Source organism: Pseudomonas sp. IzPS59, assembly GCF_014863505.1.
GTDB classification, from domain to species: Bacteria; Pseudomonadota; Gammaproteobacteria; order Pseudomonadales; family Pseudomonadaceae; genus Aquipseudomonas; species Aquipseudomonas kribbensis.
Window position 1 is genome coordinate 2454180 of record NZ_CP062251.1, and the last position, 16522, is coordinate 2470701.

General features: G+C 60.2%; 16 protein-coding genes. 9 read left to right on the forward strand and 7 right to left on the reverse strand.

Going from position 1 to position 16522, the window contains the following annotated elements:
* Nucleotides 1-181 precede the first annotated feature (181 nt).
* Nucleotides 182-3073, forward strand: coding sequence for a hypothetical protein (locus IF189_RS11150; protein ID WP_134827274.1), 2892 nt, complete (start codon nt 182-184; stop codon nt 3071-3073).
* Between the two features lie 218 nt (nt 3074-3291).
* Here the strand turns inward: IF189_RS11150 and IF189_RS11155 are convergent, their stop codons facing one another.
* Nucleotides 3292-4122 (reverse strand): helix-turn-helix transcriptional regulator, encoded by an 831-nt coding sequence (locus tag IF189_RS11155; protein ID WP_192553291.1) that lies wholly within the window; start codon nt 4120-4122, stop codon nt 3292-3294.
* 35 nt (nt 4123-4157) lie between these two features.
* On the reverse strand, nt 4158-4661 hold the full coding sequence (locus IF189_RS11160) for a VOC family protein (protein WP_114882271.1): 504 nt from the start codon (nt 4659-4661) through the stop codon (nt 4158-4160).
* Between the two features lie 263 nt (nt 4662-4924).
* Here IF189_RS11160 and IF189_RS11165 point away from each other — a divergent pair, with 263 nt between their 5' ends.
* Together IF189_RS11165 and IF189_RS11170 are read left to right on the forward strand one after the other, a co-directional pair.
* The gene (locus tag IF189_RS11165; RefSeq protein ID WP_134827271.1) at nt 4925-5173 is read left to right on the forward strand and encodes a transmembrane sensor/regulator PpyR; all 249 of its coding nucleotides are present in this window, start codon (nt 4925-4927) and stop codon (nt 5171-5173) included.
* 1 nt (nt 5174) lies between these two features.
* Entirely contained in the window at nt 5175-6329 is a 1155-nt protein-coding gene (locus IF189_RS11170) for an NnrS family protein (protein ID WP_134827270.1), read from the forward strand.
* Nucleotides 6330-6334: 5 nt separating this feature from the next.
* Here the strand turns inward: IF189_RS11170 and IF189_RS11175 are convergent, their stop codons facing one another.
* Nucleotides 6335-7006, reverse strand: a complete 672-nt coding sequence (locus IF189_RS11175) for a class I SAM-dependent methyltransferase (RefSeq protein ID WP_134827269.1) — start codon at nt 7004-7006, stop codon at nt 6335-6337.
* 37 nt (nt 7007-7043) lie between these two features.
* Nucleotides 7044-8192: a GGDEF domain-containing protein gene (locus IF189_RS11180; RefSeq protein WP_134827268.1), complete on the reverse strand. Its 1149-nt coding sequence runs from the start codon at nt 8190-8192 to the stop codon at nt 7044-7046.
* A 107-nt stretch (nt 8193-8299) separates the two neighbouring features.
* Between IF189_RS11180 and IF189_RS11185 the strand changes: the two genes are divergently transcribed.
* Nucleotides 8300-8692 (forward strand): GFA family protein, encoded by a 393-nt coding sequence (locus IF189_RS11185; protein ID WP_192553292.1) that lies wholly within the window; start codon nt 8300-8302, stop codon nt 8690-8692.
* Between the two features lie 38 nt (nt 8693-8730).
* Here the strand turns inward: IF189_RS11185 and IF189_RS11190 are convergent, their stop codons facing one another.
* A complete protein-coding gene (locus IF189_RS11190) occupies nt 8731-9561 on the reverse strand; it encodes an alpha/beta fold hydrolase (protein ID WP_085708611.1) in 831 nt (276 codons plus the stop codon).
* A gap of 226 nt (nt 9562-9787) precedes the next feature.
* Between IF189_RS11190 and IF189_RS11195 the strand changes: the two genes are divergently transcribed.
* The 5 genes from IF189_RS11195 to IF189_RS11215 all read left to right on the forward strand — a co-directional run bounded on the left by IF189_RS11195 (nt 9788) and on the right by IF189_RS11215 (nt 15059).
* Nucleotides 9788-10687 (forward strand): acetoacetate decarboxylase family protein, encoded by a 900-nt coding sequence (locus IF189_RS11195; protein ID WP_192553293.1) that lies wholly within the window; start codon nt 9788-9790, stop codon nt 10685-10687.
* A 128-nt stretch (nt 10688-10815) separates the two neighbouring features.
* Nucleotides 10816-11271, forward strand: a complete 456-nt coding sequence (locus tag IF189_RS11200) for a (2Fe-2S)-binding protein (RefSeq protein WP_085708608.1) — start codon at nt 10816-10818, stop codon at nt 11269-11271.
* A gap of 17 nt (nt 11272-11288) precedes the next feature.
* On the forward strand, nt 11289-13451 hold the full coding sequence (locus IF189_RS11205) for a xanthine dehydrogenase family protein molybdopterin-binding subunit (RefSeq protein ID WP_192553294.1): 2163 nt from the start codon (nt 11289-11291) through the stop codon (nt 13449-13451).
* Between the two features lies 1 nt (nt 13452).
* A complete protein-coding gene (locus tag IF189_RS11210) occupies nt 13453-14031 on the forward strand; it encodes a hypothetical protein (protein WP_134827264.1) in 579 nt (192 codons plus the stop codon).
* Nucleotides 14032-14093: 62 nt separating this feature from the next.
* Nucleotides 14094-15059 (forward strand): sensor domain-containing diguanylate cyclase, encoded by a 966-nt coding sequence (locus tag IF189_RS11215; RefSeq protein WP_192553295.1) that lies wholly within the window; start codon nt 14094-14096, stop codon nt 15057-15059.
* A 3-nt stretch (nt 15060-15062) separates the two neighbouring features.
* Here IF189_RS11215 and IF189_RS11220 read toward each other — a convergent pair whose 3' ends face one another.
* Nucleotides 15063-15488, reverse strand: a complete 426-nt coding sequence (locus IF189_RS11220) for a VOC family protein (protein ID WP_192553296.1) — start codon at nt 15486-15488, stop codon at nt 15063-15065.
* A 223-nt stretch (nt 15489-15711) separates the two neighbouring features.
* Nucleotides 15712-16506: an enoyl-ACP reductase FabI gene (gene fabI, locus IF189_RS11225; RefSeq protein WP_085698845.1), complete on the reverse strand. Its 795-nt coding sequence runs from the start codon at nt 16504-16506 to the stop codon at nt 15712-15714.
* Nucleotides 16507-16522 lie beyond the last annotated feature (16 nt).

A 16522-nucleotide genomic window follows, 5' to 3' on the forward strand; every position in this document is an offset into this window, starting at 1 on the left:
CTGAAACTGAAACGGCCCCTTTGCGGGGCCGTTTTTGTTTCTGCAGGAAAACCGTTCACCGATGACCATTCGTCTTGAAGTCAGGCTCGCCTGTCAGATCTGACAGGTGACGGTTCTCTCCTTTCGCGGTGTCATGAACCTCGCCCCGAAGATGGCTTCCCACCGCACGCAGGAGAGCAACATGAGCATCAACATCAATTCGACACAGATCAGCGCCTTGCTCCAGCTGTATCCGATGGCCATCCCGGGCGCAGAAGAAAACCTGCAACCGCCAGGGGTTTACCATCTCGGCATTCCCGAAAGCATTCATTCGCCATCCACCAAACTCTTCATGGTGATCGACCCGGTCACGTTGTTTTCTACTCCCTTCGAGGCAGGTGACTCCGTAAGGCTGTGGGTCAACAGCCAGGCGACATCCGTGATCAAGCCTATCAAGCCGGGCGAAGAGAACGACCGCATTTTTATGGAGTTGCCTTGGGGATGGTTGAAGGATGGTCTCAATACGCTGTACTACGAAGTCACCCGGGTCAGCGGTAATAAAGATAAGTCCGATCCGATACTGAACGTGCTGTTCAATAACCCGGTCTCCGGTATCACGGTCAGCCATCCGGCCAGCATCGGCCCGGGGCAACCGGCCAAGTTCACTTTAACGCGCAGCAACCCCCGCGAATTTGACGTGATGGAACTGTTCATTAGGAGGTGGACCAAAATTATCCCCTACGTCCATCCTGCCAACCCGGTCACCTACACCCTGACGGCCACTGACCTTCAGCAGATCGGTGACGGCACCCATCAGGTGTACGCCACGGTGGTCGATCAGCTGACCAACAGCAATGTGTCGCCGACGACTTCCATCACCATTACCGCCAATCAGAAAGTGTATAACCCGCCGATCATCGTGCAGGGGGAACCGGGCAAGATTCTCGACGTTCCATCACTGAACGGAAAAGACGCCACGATTCACGGTCTGATTTGGACAGGAATCGCGGCGGGGCAGCAGGTCTGGCTGAAACTGACCGGACAGAAACCCGACGGCTCGACCGTCACCTTGCAGATCTGGAATGGCGGGGCCAGTCAGGTCAATGCGACCTGGGTCAGCCAGGGGTTCTGGCCCAAACCGTTGCCGGCCAGTTTTCTGTCCCAACTGGCCGATGGCTCCAGTTTGCGGATGGAGTTCTGGGTATCGGAGGACAAGAGCAACAACTTTGCGACGGCGACGAAGTTTGCGGATCAGGTGTATACGATCAAGGCTGTGCAACAGGTGTTGAATTCCCCGATCATCGTGGAAGCCGAGACAAACAAAAAAGTGCTGGACGTAACGGCGTTGAATGGCAAAGACGCAACACTGCATGCACTGACCTGGAGCGGGATGGTAGATGGTCAACCATGCTGGCTGAAGCTACTGGGGTTCAAGGCTGACGGCAGCGCACATGACCTGCAAATCTGGAATGGTTTGCCAGCGAGAACCAACCCGACGTGGATCAGTACAGGCAAGTATGTGCAGAAGGTGCTCAACAGCTATCTGGCGCAACTGGGTGACGGTAAGTCGTTGACGGTGCAGTTCTGGGTGTCGATGGACAAGAGCAACAACTTTGCGACGGCGACGAAGTTCCCGGATCAGGTGTATACCGTCAGCCGGCGGGTGCTCCACCGGCCCATTATTCTGGAAGCCGAGGTCAATGGCGGGGTGCTGGACGTTGCAGCATTGGCAGGCAAGGACGCAACATTGCATGCACTGACCTGGAGCGGCATGGAAGATGGCCAACCATGCTGGCTGAAGATGCTGGGGTTCAAGGCTGACGGTAGTGCACATGACCTGCAAATCTGGAACGGTTTGCCAGCGAGAACCAACCCGACGTGGATCAGTACAGGCAAGTATGTGCAGAAGGTGCTCAACAGCTATCTGGCGCAACTGGGAGATGGTAAACCATTGACGGTGCAGTTCTGGGTGTCGATGGACAAGAGCAACAACTTTGCGACGGCGACGAAGTTTCCGGATCAGGTGTACACGATCAAGGCTGTGCCTCTCGTTGTACCGACCCTCGTCAACGTGACCGAAAACACCGAAACCGGTAAATCTGTTGCGAACGCAGGATTCACCACGGCGACCACGCTGGTGATCAGCGGCAAGTTGAGCCCCGGTCAACAGGGCGAGTTATACGATGGCAGCGGCGCGAGCGCGCAGCCGTTGGGCAAGGTGACCGCCGATGCGGAGGGCGACTATTTGATCACCATCATGGTCGCGCTGGGCGCCCATCAATTCTCTGTTCTGTCGCTGTATCACCCCGGGGCTGTGTACTCCAATGTTTGGACGTTGACTGTTGTTGCTCTCGTCAACGCAACCATCACCAAGGTGAACGAAAATACCGCCACCGGTCCACTCGTTCCGAACAGAGGAGCGACCTACGCGACCAGACTGGTGATCAGTGGTGCGGCGAGTGCAGGCCATCAGGTTCAGGTGCTCAAAGGTGGGGCGCTGGTGGGCACGGTCACGACCAGTCCAACAGGTACTTTCTCGTATACCCACGCGGATGCGACGCAGGGTGCGCGCAGTTATACGGTCAAGGGGTTGTATGGAACGTCGCCGGTTTCGGCCCCCTGGTCTTTGACAGTCAAAGTCGATACCTGGCGCGACTCAATCGTGGATTTCAACGGTGGCAATCCTGGAGGCTGGGTGATGGGGCCCGCTTCGAGCACTGCAAGGTTCATGAACGGTTATTACGAAAATTTGACTTACCCAGTTTCAGGCAACAGTGGGAATATATTAACTAAAACGTTCCAATTAGAAGCAGCTAGAACTTATCGGCTCAGCTACAGCATAGTTAACCTGGTTGTTGATCTTCTAAATGTTCCACCTGTAATCAGCGTTAAACTCAGTAACGGCTCGCAAATTCTCAATCCATTTTCTGTACCGAAAACCAACGCCTATTACCAACAAACGGCTAATTTCAAGGTCGGCGCTGATGGTAATTACACCATTATTTTTTTCAATCACGAAGATCGAGGCGGGTACGGGGGAGCTAACGGAGGAAATGATTTCCGAATCTCATATATTTATGTTCAACGCCTTTAAATAGTTTCTCCTACGGACAACTAAAAAGAACAAATAGAGCAAAGGGGGGCGAATCTATTTATAACAAAGGTGGCGGACTTGTTAAATTAAGTCCTTCCTTTTTTACGGACAAAGGTATAAGGCAAAAGGGGACGCATTTATATACCGGCGGCAAAGTCATGGTGAATGGCTTCGCCAATTACCCTAACGGCCCGCAGCAATGCGGGCCGTTTTTGCTTTTAACCTCGATACTGCCCCGGCGTCGCCGCCAGATGCTGCTTGAACGCTCGCTGAAAATGCGCCTGATCGGCAAACCCTGCCTCCAGCGCCACATCCGCAATCAACTGCCCGCGCCGCAGACACTCACGCGCAAACTGAATTCGCTGATTGACCAAAAACGCGTGGGGCGTCATGCCGAAGTGTTGTTTGAAGGCGCGGATCAGGTACGACGGTGACAGCTCGGCAGCGGCGCAGATGTCGTCGAGGCTGAGCAGGTCGGTGCAGTGCCGGCGGATGAAGTCGGCGGCGCGTTCGAGTTTGAAGTTGGGTTCGCGCAACGGTTGTTCGATGGGGTTCAGGCGCAGTTGCAGGTCGCTGAAGAACTCCACCGCTGCGCTTTGTTTGCGCAGCACGTCTTGCTGCTCGTCGACCAATATCGCGTACAACGCATTCAGGTCGCGAAACAGGCGAGCGTCATTCAAATGGGTATCGGAAAACCGCCGAAACTCAAGCTCCGCACTGAAACTCAGCTGATGCTGCAGATCCGTCAACCACGGCGTTTCCACATACAACATCAAGTATGACCACGGCTGATCGTCGATCGGGTTGCACGCGTGCACATCCCCCGGATTCATCAGCACCACCGTGCCGGCCGCCACTTCGAACGATGATTGCTCGTGCACATAGGTGCTGCGCCCGGCGGTGATGGCGCCGATGGAAAAGTGCGCGTGGGAGTGCCGTGAATAGCAGACCTCGCGCCCGTCGGCGATGGCCCGGGCTTCGATGAAGGGCAGGGCATCGTCGCGCCAGAAGCGCGGGGCTTGTTCGGGGTTCCTGGTGGCGGCTTTCATTGTCGGGGTTCTCGGCAGGCCAGTGCCCGAGTGTATTAGCTCTGGCCGGCGAAGGCTCGCTCGAGTTCGGCGATGTCGAGTTTTTTCATCCCGAGCATGGCCTGCATCGCCCGTTGGGCCTTGGTCTGGTCGGCGTCGGTCATCATGTGCATGAACGCCACCGGCACGATCTGCCACGACACGCCGAACTTGTCCTTGAGCCAGCCGCATTGCTGCGCCTCCACCGGCCCGCCCGCACTTAGGTTGCCCCAGAAATGGTCGACCTCTTCCTGGTTCTGGCAATTGACCTGAAACGAGATCGCCTCATTGAACTTGAACATCGGCCCACCATTGAGGCCGGTGAAGGTGTGACCGTCGAGTTCAAAACTGACGGTCATCACCGAGCCTTCCGGGCGGCCGTGAAACTCCTGGCCGGCCTTGCCGTAGTGGGTGACGGCGGTGATTTTCGAGTGATCGAAGATCGAGCAGTAAAACTTCGCCGCCGCCTCGGCCTGATCGTCGAACCACAGGCACGGGGTCAGCTTTTGAAAGCGTTGCATGGCAGTCATCCTCGGCAGGTTGGACACGCTGGATTAATAGCGTAGCCAGTCTGTGCTCGGCTGGCGGTGCCGCGGATCGATGGTTGGATGCAATGAAGATGCAGTGTAGTCGTATTGACGTTGTAAGTTGTCAAAATGACTCTTTTGTGTTTGTGTCAAATTGACTCGTGGTTTCGCAACCGGCTGATATTGCTGGGCGAATAATCTGGCACGCAAGTTGAAGTGTCTTGCGTACAAACTGATCCGCTCAGGAGTACGAAAACATGTTCACTTTCTTCGAGAGTCCGCTGAACGTTCTGCACCTGTCGAGCAAAGTGCTCGTCGCCGGCCTGGTCATGTTGCTGGCCGGGATCTATGGCGCTTATCTGTATCAGGGCCACATGCCGATTGCGTTGCTGGTGGGGATGCATGCCATGACCATCGTCGGCCCGACGCTGATCAAGATCGGTTACGTCATGCGTCTGTTGTCGCAGTATCGACTGGCTCGATTCCCTGTCATGGCGGTGGCCTGAAATGCGCAGACTCGCTGCAGCGCCCGTGTTCAGCCTGGGTTTTCGGCCGCTGTTTCTGGCAGGTGCCGGATTCGCCGCAATGGCGATCCTGGTCTGGGGTTTGTGGCTTTATGGCCATTGGTTCGACCTGCAACCGGCGGGCGGCATGGTGGCCTGGCATCGGCATGAAATGCCGTTCGGTTTCGCGGCGGCGATCGTTGCCGGGTTTCTGCTGACGGCGGTGCCCAACTGGACCGGAATTCCCGGCGTGCGCGGCGGGGCGTTGATTGCGTTGGTGATCGTCTGGTTGCTCGGTCGAGTGGCGTGGTGGATGCCGTTGCCCGTGGCATTGATCCTCGCGCTGCAATGGGCCTTTCTGCCCCTGCTGGCGGTGATGCTGGCACGGGATCTGATCGCTGCGGGCAAGCGCGATAACTACCCGATTGTGCTGGTGCTCGCGCTGATGGCCGGTTGTCAGGCACTGACCTTGATTGGCCTGTTCAACGATGACGCCGGTTTGCAGCGCCAAGGCGTGCTGGGCGCGTTGTGGCTGATTGCGGCGCTGATGACCGTGATTGGCGGGCGGGTGATTCCGTTCTTCATCCAGCGTGGCTTGAACCGTCCACCCGTACCGGCAGCTCATCCATTGCCCACGCAATTGCTGTTGATCGGCAGTCTGCTGACGGCGATCACGTTTGCGGCGGGTCTCAACGATTCACCCCGGCCGTGGCTGGCAGCACTGTTTGCGCTCACCGGCAGTTTGCAAATGCTGCGTCTGATCCGCTGGCATGATCGCGGGATGTGGCGGGTGCCGCTGCTCTGGTCGTTGTACCTGGCTTACGCCTGGATGGCGCTGGCGATCTGGGCCATGGCGGCGTGGCATCTGGGGCTGATCGGCCAGCAAAGCCTGGCGACCCATGCGCTGGCCGTTGGCGGTGTCGGCGGCTTGATTCTGGCGATGATTGCGCGGGTCAGCCTCGGTCACACCGGGCGGTTGTTGCAACCGCCGAAAGCCGTGGTGCTGGGGTTTGCACTGGTGTTGATCGCGGCGGGTTGTCGGGTGTTGCTGGTGCCGTTTTCCAGTCTGGGGCTCGGGCTGTCCGTGGTGCTCTGGTGCGCTGCGTTTGCTCTGTTTTTACGGCATTACACCGGGATCCTGCTCAAACCGAGGCTGTAGCTTTTTCAGCCACGACCCTCGGCAATCATCAGCAACGACTGCGGCACGGGGCTTTGCGGATGTTGCGGCTCCCGCAGGCTGGTCAACTGAAACCCGGCCATATCCAGCGCATTCAGCCAACTGGACAAGGTGCGGAAATACCACGGCATCGGCTGCCACTGGCCTTTGAATCCGTTGAAGGTTTCTTCCCGCCAGCCATCCTGATAATCACCCGCTGCCACCGACCATGGATGCAGCGTCTGGATCACCAGCGCACCGCCGGGCACGAGCAGCGCGTTCATGGCGGCGAGCAGCGGGATGATGTCCTGATGCAGCAGGGAAAAGTTGGCGCAGATCAGGTCGTAGCCATGGCCGATGTCGACTTTCGCTTCCACCAGCTCTTCATAACTGGCGACGTACACGGGAGACGATCCCGCCGCTTGTGCGGCCTCGACCAGCGTGGCATCACCGTCCACGCCGACCACTTCGATCCCGCGTTCGGCCAATGCCCGCAACAGCCAGCCTTCGCCGCATCCCAGATCGAGCACGCGCTCCGGCTGGCGCCCCATCACCGCCAACAGAATCGCCTGATCGGTGACTTGTTGGCGGCTTTCGATGGCGCCGCTGCGGATGGCTTCGGTCCAGGCTTGGGCGTTGTGGTGCCAGCTCTGGAGGAGGGTGGATTCAGGCGAGGACATGACAAACTCCAAGAAAGCGGGTGCAGGCAAGGATAGGTCAGGTGCAGTCCGCCAGACGAATCCGGTTGCGTCCGCCGCGCTTGGATTCGTAGAGCGCGCTGTCACCCTGTTCGATCAATGCCGCGAGGCTGGCCGGTGGCTGGTCGAAGACCTTGGCGCCGATGCTCAGCGTTACCGCTTCCGGGGTGACGTAGGATTGAGAAGTCATCTGCTGAAACTGCTCGCGCAGCTCGCTGCCCAGCACCATGATCTGTTCATGGGAAGCATCGCCCAGCAACATGACGAATTCATCACCGCCCAGCCTTGCCGCCAGCGCGCCCTGAGGCAGCTGCGAGCGGATCATTTCGCTGAGCGAGATCAGCAGGCGGTCGCCGGCGGTGTGGCCATACAGATCGTTGACCAGTTTGAAGTTGTCGATGTCGATCAGCAGCAGCGCGCCGGGGCGGGCGCTGGAGACTTGATCGAGCAGGCGCGGCGCGCGGACTTCGAGGGCGCGGCGGTTGTACAGCGCGGTCAGCGGATCCCGGGCGGCCAGTTCGGCGATCTGTTTTTCCCGGCGGTAGCGCTCGGTGCCGGTCATCGACAGTGCGATCAGCATGATTGCCATCGCGCCTTCGACCAGGGAAATCTGGATGATCGTGCCGCGAAACGCCGCCAGGTCGATCAGCGTGCCCGGGAGCACCGCCGTAATTGCCTTGGCGAAATAAAACAGCCCGTGAATCAACAGCACATAACGCAGTTGCACGGCGCCAATGCTCAATGATTTGCCGTGAGGGCGCAGCAGCAGACTGGCCCGCAGCATCAGCACGGCCACCAGCAGCGAGTTGGCCACCAGCATGATCTTCGACCACGACGGATCTTCCGGTAACAGCAGCAACCCCAGCCAAACGAGGAACATCAAGTACCAGGCTCGCGACAACGACCGTTGGGTAAACCGCGCGACGCCCAGCAGGAACAGCCAGTGCGCAACGACCAGCAAACCGTTGGCGAACCAGATGCCGATCAACGGATAACCGTTGGCGCGCAGCAGGGCAAGGCTCGAGCCGACGGTGATGGTGGCGAAACCGGCGCTCCAGAACAGCAACGAGGATTCGCGGATGCTGCGCCATTCGACCGCCAGGTAAAGGGCGGCCGCCGCTGCCAGGGCGGTGGAAATGGTCAACATCGTAAGGGGGTCGAGCGCCATGAAGGGAGTGGTCTGTCTGAATGGTGGTAATGGGCCACGATTGTAAGCGTTCCCCCAGTGCGCTGCTATTTTCACTCACCGGATATTCCATTTGCGGGAGGTGTGCCATGGATCGACTGACGGGCGGTTGTCTGTGCGGCGCAGTGCGGATCGAAACGACGGGCCGACCCTGGCGGGTTGGGGTTTGCCATTGTCTGGATTGCCGCAAACATCACGGCGCGCTGTTTGCGTCGGCGGCGATCTTTCCGGCGGAGGCGGTGACCATCACGGGCGAGACCCGGGACTACGACGGGCGGTTTTTCTGTCCGCGCTGTGGATCGTCGGTGTTCGGGCGCAGTGGTGATGAAATCGAGGTCAGTCTGGGTGCGCTGGATGCGCCCGATCAATTGCAGCCGACTTATGAACTCTGGACGGTGCGTCGCGAGTCGTGGCTGCCGGCGTTTCCATTGGCCAGACACTATGTGGGTAATCGCGAGGGGGCCGGGAGAACCGAAGAGTAGCCGGGGGCAGGTATCGCACCTGACCCCGGCCAATAAAATCAGCCGCGAATAAAGGCCAGCAAATCCGCGTTGATCGTCGGCGCCTCGGTGGTCGGCATGCCGTGGGGGAAGCCCGGATAAATCTTCAGCGTGCTGTTTTTCAGCAGTTTGGCGGAGAGCACACCGGAGTCTTCATACGGAACGATCTGGTCGTCATCGCCGTGCATCACCAGCACCGGGATCGAGATGCCTTTCAGGTCTTCGGTGAAGTCGGTCTGTGAGAACGCAACGATGCCGTCGTAGTGAGCCTTGGCGCCGCCCATCATGCCCTGACGCCACCAGTTGAGGACGACGGGTTCCGAGGGCTTGGCCCCCGGCCGGTTGTAGCCATAAAACGGACCGGCCGGCACATCGTGATAGAACTGCGCGCGATTGGCCGCCAATTGGGCCTGAAGATCGTCGAACACCGACTTCGGCAGACCACCCGGATTGCTTTCGGTTTTCACCATCAACGGCGGCACGGCGCTGATGATCGCCGCTTTGCTTACCCGATCCTCGCCATGCCGGGCAATGTAATGGATGACTTCGCCGCCTCCGGTGGAGTGGCCGACATGCACGGCTTTCTGCGTTCCCAGATGATTGACCACCGCTGCCACGTCGTCAGCGTAGTGATCCATGTCGTGGCCGTCCCAGACCTGGCTCGAGCGACCGTGACCCCGTCGGTCGTGGGCCACCACCCGGAAGCCCTGAGCGAGGAAGAACAGCATCTGCGCATCCCAGTCGTCCGAGCTCAGCGGCCAGCCGTGGTGGAAGTGGATCACCGGGGCGTCTTTCGGACCCCAGTCCTTGTAGAAGATTTCGACGCCGTCTTTCGTTGTGACATAGCCCATGTTCGCTACTCCTGAAAATGCGGAACGGAAACGTGAAGGGGTGAAGACAAGCGCTATGAACTCTAGGATTGAAGTGCACTTCAAGGTCAAGCAAGTTCCGAACGGTCATCGCTGGCGTGAATGGTGGGCCATAGCCGTTGTGCGCTTGACCTTAAAGTTTGGTTGAACCTTAGAGTGGCGCTGACCGGCCACCTGCCGGGCCACTCATCGAGAAAGGTCAGCGAACATGAGCAAGCGCTTTACAGAAGTCGAATTTGGATCGCACAAGGTCGAGGTGCTGGAGGGCGGCTACTACGACCGTTTCCGCATGAACCCCAACCTCGACGAAGTGGCCCGGGACAAGGCTGCCGGCAACATCGACTTCTTCCGGCGCATTCCCAAGCAGCAGGTCGCGTCCAGAGTCGGGCCGACCTGGGCACCAAACTTCTATTACCGATCCAGTAGCGTGCAGTTGCTGTTCCTGGCGCCGCTCGACCGTCTGCGCGCCACGTTGCCGGCGCCGCTTGAGCCGCTGCGGGCGTTTCCCGGCTACGGGCTGGTGGCGCTGACGTTTTTCTCCTACTCGGTCTGCGACAACGACCCGTACGACGAAGTCTCCGTGGCGATTGTCGTGCGTCGCCCCGGCGCCCGTGGCTCCCACGTGCTGGAACTGATGGACGCCATGCGCCGTCGCAGCTTCACCGCCCATGTGCTGGCGCTGCCGGTGAACACCGAAATCGCCCGGGTGCGCGGCGTGCACGGCTATCAACTGCCCAAGTGGCGCGCCGACATCAACGTGAACATCGGCACCAGCGTCAGCGCTCGCATCGACGGGCCCAAGGGCCTGCCGGACCTGGTCCTGAAAGCGCCGCTGCCAACCCTGAAAAACGTTACGCCGCAATCGCGCATGAGCACCGCCACCATGATTCATCAGGTTGATGGTCTGTGGCATCAGAGCGTGGTGCAGAGCAACACACTATCCTTTGCCCAACGCCTGTTTCCGCGCGATGTGCAGCTGGATCGCAACGGCGGCCCGCTGAGCCAGTTGCTCGACGGCCTCGGGGCTTCGCGGATGCTGCGCCTGGACGTGATCAAGGACGCCCAGATCATGCTCAACCTGCCGGTGCCGCTGACGGCACAGCCATGACCGGTGGTCGCGGCGGCTGGTCGTCGGGGCAAAATGCGCTTAGCTGAAAGGGATAAGCCGAGGCGTGCACGGCATCGAATGCTGTCGCAACGCCCCTTCAGAACACCGTGAGTCTGAGGAAATCCCCGATGCTGACCTTGAACATCAATGGCAAGGATCAGGAGCTCGATGTCCCCGCGGACATGCCGTTGCTCTGGGTTCTGCGCGATGTCGCGCACCTGACCGGCACCAAGTTCGGTTGTGGCATGGCCCAGTGCGGGGCCTGCACCGTGCACGTCGATGGCGCGCCGCTGCGATCCTGCATCACGCCGGCCACCGCCGTCGCCCACGGCCAGAAAATCCTCACCATCGAAGGTCTTTCGACTGATGGTTCGCACCCGGTGCAACAGGCCTGGGCCGAGCTGGACGTGGTGCAGTGCGGCTACTGCCAGTCCGGGCAGATCATGTCCGCCGCCGCGTTGCTGGCGAAAATCCCCAAACCCACGGACAGCGACATCGATCAGGCGCTCTCCGGCAATATCTGCCGCTGCGGCACCTATCCAAGAATCCGCGCCGCGGTCAAACGTGCTGCCGACATCGGTTGAGCCAAGGGAGGTGAGCGATGAACAGTCCTGTATCCCGTCGCGGATTTCTCAAGGGCAGTGCGGTACTTGGCGGTGGTCTGGTGGTGGCGTTCGTGGTGCCCGGTGGCAACCGGTTTGCCACGGCGGCGGAAAATGAAGGCAAGGCCTTTGCGCCGAACGCGTTCCTGCGGATTGCGCCGGACAACAGCGTCACCGTGCTGCTCGGCCATTCGGAAATGGGCCAGGGCATCTGGACCGGCCTGACGATGTTGATCGCCGAAGAGCTGGACGCCGACTGGTCGAAAATCCGCGTCGAGCACTCGCCGGCCTCGGCTGCCGATTACGGCATGCCGGCGTTTGGCGGGATGCAGATCACCGGCGGTTCGACCTCTACCTGGATGGAGTTCGACCGTTACCGGCTCGCGGGCGCCACCGCGCGGCAGATGTTGATTGAGGCAGCAGCCAAGCGTTTCAACGTGGCACCCTCGACGATCCGCACCGAATCCGGCGTGGTGATTGCCGGTGACAATCGCGCCACCTACGGCGAACTGGCGGATGTCGCCGGACAGCTGCCGGTGCCGGATCCGAAGTCGATCACCTTCAAGGAAGCCAAGGACTGGAAAGTCATCGGCAAACCCACCAGGCGCCTCGATACCCCGGAGAAAATCACCGGCCGCGCGAAGTTCGGCATGGACGTGCAGTTCGACGGACTGATGACGGCGATGGTCGCGCGCGCCCCGGTGTTCGGCGCCACGGTGAAATCCTTCGAAGGCGCGCAGGCGCTGGCCGTTCCCGGCGTGCGCAAAGTGGTGCAGGTGCCCACAGGCGTGGCGGTGATTGCCGATCATTACTGGGCGGCGAAGCTCGGTCGTGATGCATTGAAAGTCGATTGGGATCTTGGCCCGCACGCGGATTTGAGTAGCGAAAAGCTGCTGGAGAGTTTTCGCAAACTCGCTGCTACACCGGGCATTTCCGCCAGTCAGGCCGGGGATGCCAAGGGCGGCTTTGGCAAGGCTGCGAAGAAAATCGATGTCGAGTACAGCGTGCCGTATCTGGCCCATGCGCCGATGGAGCCGCTCAATTGCACGGTGAAAATCAGCGCCGAGAAATGCGAGATCTGGACCGGCACCCAGTTTCAGACGCTGGACCAAATGATCGCCGGCAAGATCACCGGACTCAAACCCGAGCAGGTGGAAATCCACACCGAATTCCTCGGTGGCGGTTTCGGTCGCCGGGCCAACCCGACGTCGGACTTTGTCGCCGAAGCGGTGCAGGTGGCGAAGGCTGCTGCGATGCCGGTGAAAACCGTGTGGTCGCGGGAGGATGACATTCGCGGCGGGTATTACCGCTCGATGTTCCTGCATCAGGCGCGGATCGGCCTCGGCGCCGACGGCATGCCGCAAGCGTGGCAGCATGTGCTGGTCGGCCAGTCGATCATGGCCGGCACCATGCTGGAAAAAACCATGGTCAAGAACGGCGTCGACCAGACCTCGGTCGAGGGCGTGGCGGACAGTCCGTACATCCAGGGGCTGGCGGATCATCAGGTCGATCTGCATTCGCCGGCCACGGGGATCAACGTGCTGTGGCTGCGCTCGGTGGGCCACAGCCACACCGCGTTTGTCATGGAGTCGCTGATCGATGAAATGGCCACGGCGGCGGGCAAGGACCCGGTGGAGTACCGGCGAACGCTGCTCAAGGATCACGCCCGTCACCTTGGTGTGCTGAATCTGGCGGTGGAGAAGGCCAACTGGAAAGCGCCGCTGCCCGACGGTCATGCGCTGGGTGTGGCGGTGCACGAGTCATTCGGCAGCTATGTGGCGCAAGTTGCCGAGGTGTCTCAGGACAACCTGAAGATCCGCGTGCACCGGGTGGTCTGTGCGGTGGATTGCGGAATTGCGGTCAACCCGCAGAGCATCGCGGCGCAGATGGAGTCGTGCATCACGTTCGGCCTGGGCATGGCGCTGCACAGCAAGCTGACGCTCAAGGACGGTCAGGTCGTGCAGTCCAACTATCACGACTATCAAGTGCTGCGGCTGAACGAGATGCCGGTGGTCGAGGTGCATATCGTGCCGAGCACCGACAAGCCCGGCGGCATCGGCGAGGCCGGTGTGCCGCCAACGGCGCCGGCGGTGGCCAACGCGGTGTTCGCCCTGACCGGGCAGCGTCTGCGGGAACTGCCGCTGCAACTGTCGGGGGTGTGAGATGAAACGACATCTGTTGTTGGGCACGGTGATTCTGGTCGGTCTGGGCGGTTACGCATCGGATCTGTTCGCTGACGATCAGGAAGCCCTGAAGGCCTTTGGCACGGTGCAGAAAGTGTTCCAGAGTCCGCGTTGCCAGAACTGCCACATTCCCGGCGATTCGCCGTTGCAGTTCGACGCCGGCACGCCCCACGCAATGAATGTGGTGCGCGGCATGGATGGCAAGGGCGCCGCCGGTTTGCCTTGCGCCACCTGCCACGCCGAGAGCAATCCGCCGGCCAGTTACGGCCCCCACGCGCCACCGGGTGCGCCGCACTGGAGCCTGCCACCGGCCTCGCACAAGATGGCCTGGATCGGCCTGCCACCGGATCGTCTGTGCGCGATGATCAAGGACCGTAGCAGCAACGGCGACCGGGATTTCGCTGCGCTGATCAAGCACGTCAGCGATGACAAACTGGTGCTCTGGGGCTGGAATCCCGGAGCAGGGCGGCAACCGGTGCCGGTGCCCCACGACATCTTCGTCAGTCAGTTCAAGCTGTGGGCGGATGCGGGTGGGCCGTGCCCGGTGGCCGGTGGCTGAGAAGTTGAGTCATCGCCGAATCGGTCTACGCTAAAGACCACTGATGACAATGGAGTGTACTGATGCTGGTTCCAGGCAAACCCGCCAATGAGGCGGCTCGGGTTCAGGCGCTGTATGGATTGAACCTCCTCGATTCCGCCCCCGAAGAACGCTTCGACCGCCTGACCCGTCTGGCCAGGCGCCTGTTCAATGTACCGATTGCCCTGGTCACGCTGGTGGACAAGGAGCGGCAATGGTTCAAGTCCTGCGTGGGGCTGGACACTACCGAAACGCCACGTTCTGTTTCGTTTTGCGGCCACGCGATCCTCAAGGATGAACTGCTGCTGGTGCCCGATGCCCGCGAGGACGAGCGTTTTCACGACAATCCGTTGGTGACCGGCGATCCGAACATCCGCTTCTACGCCGGGTACCCGCTGACCGTGCCCAATGGCAACAAGATGGGCACTTTGTGCCTGATCGACACCAAACCCCGGGAACTCGACGACGAAGAACGCGAGTTGCTGCGCGATCTCGCCGGCATGGCCGAGCAGGAACTGATGGCCGTGCAGATGGCGAGCATGGACGAGCTGACGCTGCTGTCCAACCGCCGGGGCTTCAAGATGCTGGCCCAACATGCGCTGGACGCCTGCGCACGGATGGACAAACCGGCGACGCTGCTGTTTTTCGACCTCAACGATTTCAAGCAGATCAACGACCTTTACGGGCATGCCGAGGGTGACAGTGCGCTCAAGACCTTCGCCGATGTGTTGCGCATTGCCTTTCGCGAAAGCGACGTGGTCGGGCGCTTGGGCGGCGATGAATTCGTGGCGCTGCTGACCGGCTCCAGCCACATCGAAACCACGGCGATCATGGCGCGGCTCAAGGAGATCCTCGAGGAGCGCAATGCCACGTTGCATCGGGGTTATGCGATTCGCTTCAGTGTCGGTCAGATCGAATACGACCCGCGACGGCATGAGACCGTGGACAAGCTGCTGGCCGATGCGGATGGGGCGATGTATGCCCATAAGCAGGCCTTGAAGCGAATCTGACGCTTATTTGGCAAACAACTGCCCAATATCCTTGAACGCCTTGAACTCCAGCGCATTGCCGCACGGGTCGAACAGAAACATCGTCGCCTGTTCGCCCACCTGACCCTGAAAACGAATCCCCGGCTCGATCACAAATCGCGTGCCCAGCGATTTCAGACGCTCGGCCAAGGCGTGCCATTCCTCCATTCCGAGCACCACACCGAAATGCGGCACCGGCACGTCATGGCCGTCCACCGCGTTAGTGTGCGCCGCTTCCTGCGAAGCGTTCTTCGGCGCCAAGTGAATCACCAGTTGATGGCCGAAGAAGTTGAAATCGACCCAGTGCTCGCTTGAACGACCTTCTTCGAGACCGAACACTTCACGGTAAAAATGCCGGGCAGCGGCGAGGTCGTATACGGGAATGGCCAGATGGAAAGGGCTGAGCTGCATGGGAAGGCCTCGATCGACGGTTGGGTGACCTGAGTCTAGCGCTGTGTTTTTCATTTGTGGGAGCGAGCCTGCTCGCGATGACGGTATCAGGCGCACCGGGGGCGTGGATTGATACAACACTATCCATCAGCAGGCTGACTTCCACAGAAAAACTCGTTGTTAACGAAATCTCGGGCATAAAAAAGCCCGCCAATTGGCGGGCTTTTTATCGGCAGCGCGAAGATTACTCTTCGATGTTGCCCATGGCGGTGGTGTTGAAGCCGCCGTCCACGTAGGTGATTTCACCGCTGATGCCGGACGCCAGGTCCGAGCACAGGAAGGCGCCGACGTTGCCGACTTCTTCGATGGTGACGTTGCGACGCAGCGGGGTTTGCGCTTCGTTGGCGGCCAGCATCTTGCGGAAGCTCTTGATGCCGGAAGCGGCCAGAGTGCGGATCGGGCCGGCCGATACGCAGTTGACACGAGTGCCTTCCGGGCCCAGAGAACCGGCCAGGTAACGTACGCCGGCTTCCAGCGAAGCCTTGGCCATGCCCATGACGTTGTAGTTCGGCATGGTGCGCTCGGCGCCCAGGTAGGACAGGGTCAGCAGGCTGCCGTTGCGGCCTTTCATCATTTCGCGACCGGCCTTGGCCAGGGCGACGAAGCTGTAGGCGCTGATGTCGTGAGAGATGCGGTAGCCTTCACGGGTGGTGACTTCGGTGAAGTCGCCGTCCAGCTGGTCGCCTGGTGCGAAGCCTACGGAGTGCACGATGCAGTCCAGGCCGTCCCACTTCTTGCTCAGTTCTTCGAAGACCTTGGCGATTTCTTCATCGCTGGCCACGTCGCACGGGAAGCACAGCTCAGGGCTCGAACCCCAGCCCTGTGCGAACTCTTCGACGCGACCTTTCAGTTTTTCGTTCTGATAAGTGAAGGCAAGCTCAGCGCCCTCGCGATGCATGGCGGCAGCGATGCCGGATGCGATGGACAGCTTGCTGGCGACACCGACGATCAGTACGCGCTTACCGGCGAGAAAACCCATGTGTTGCTCCTCTTTC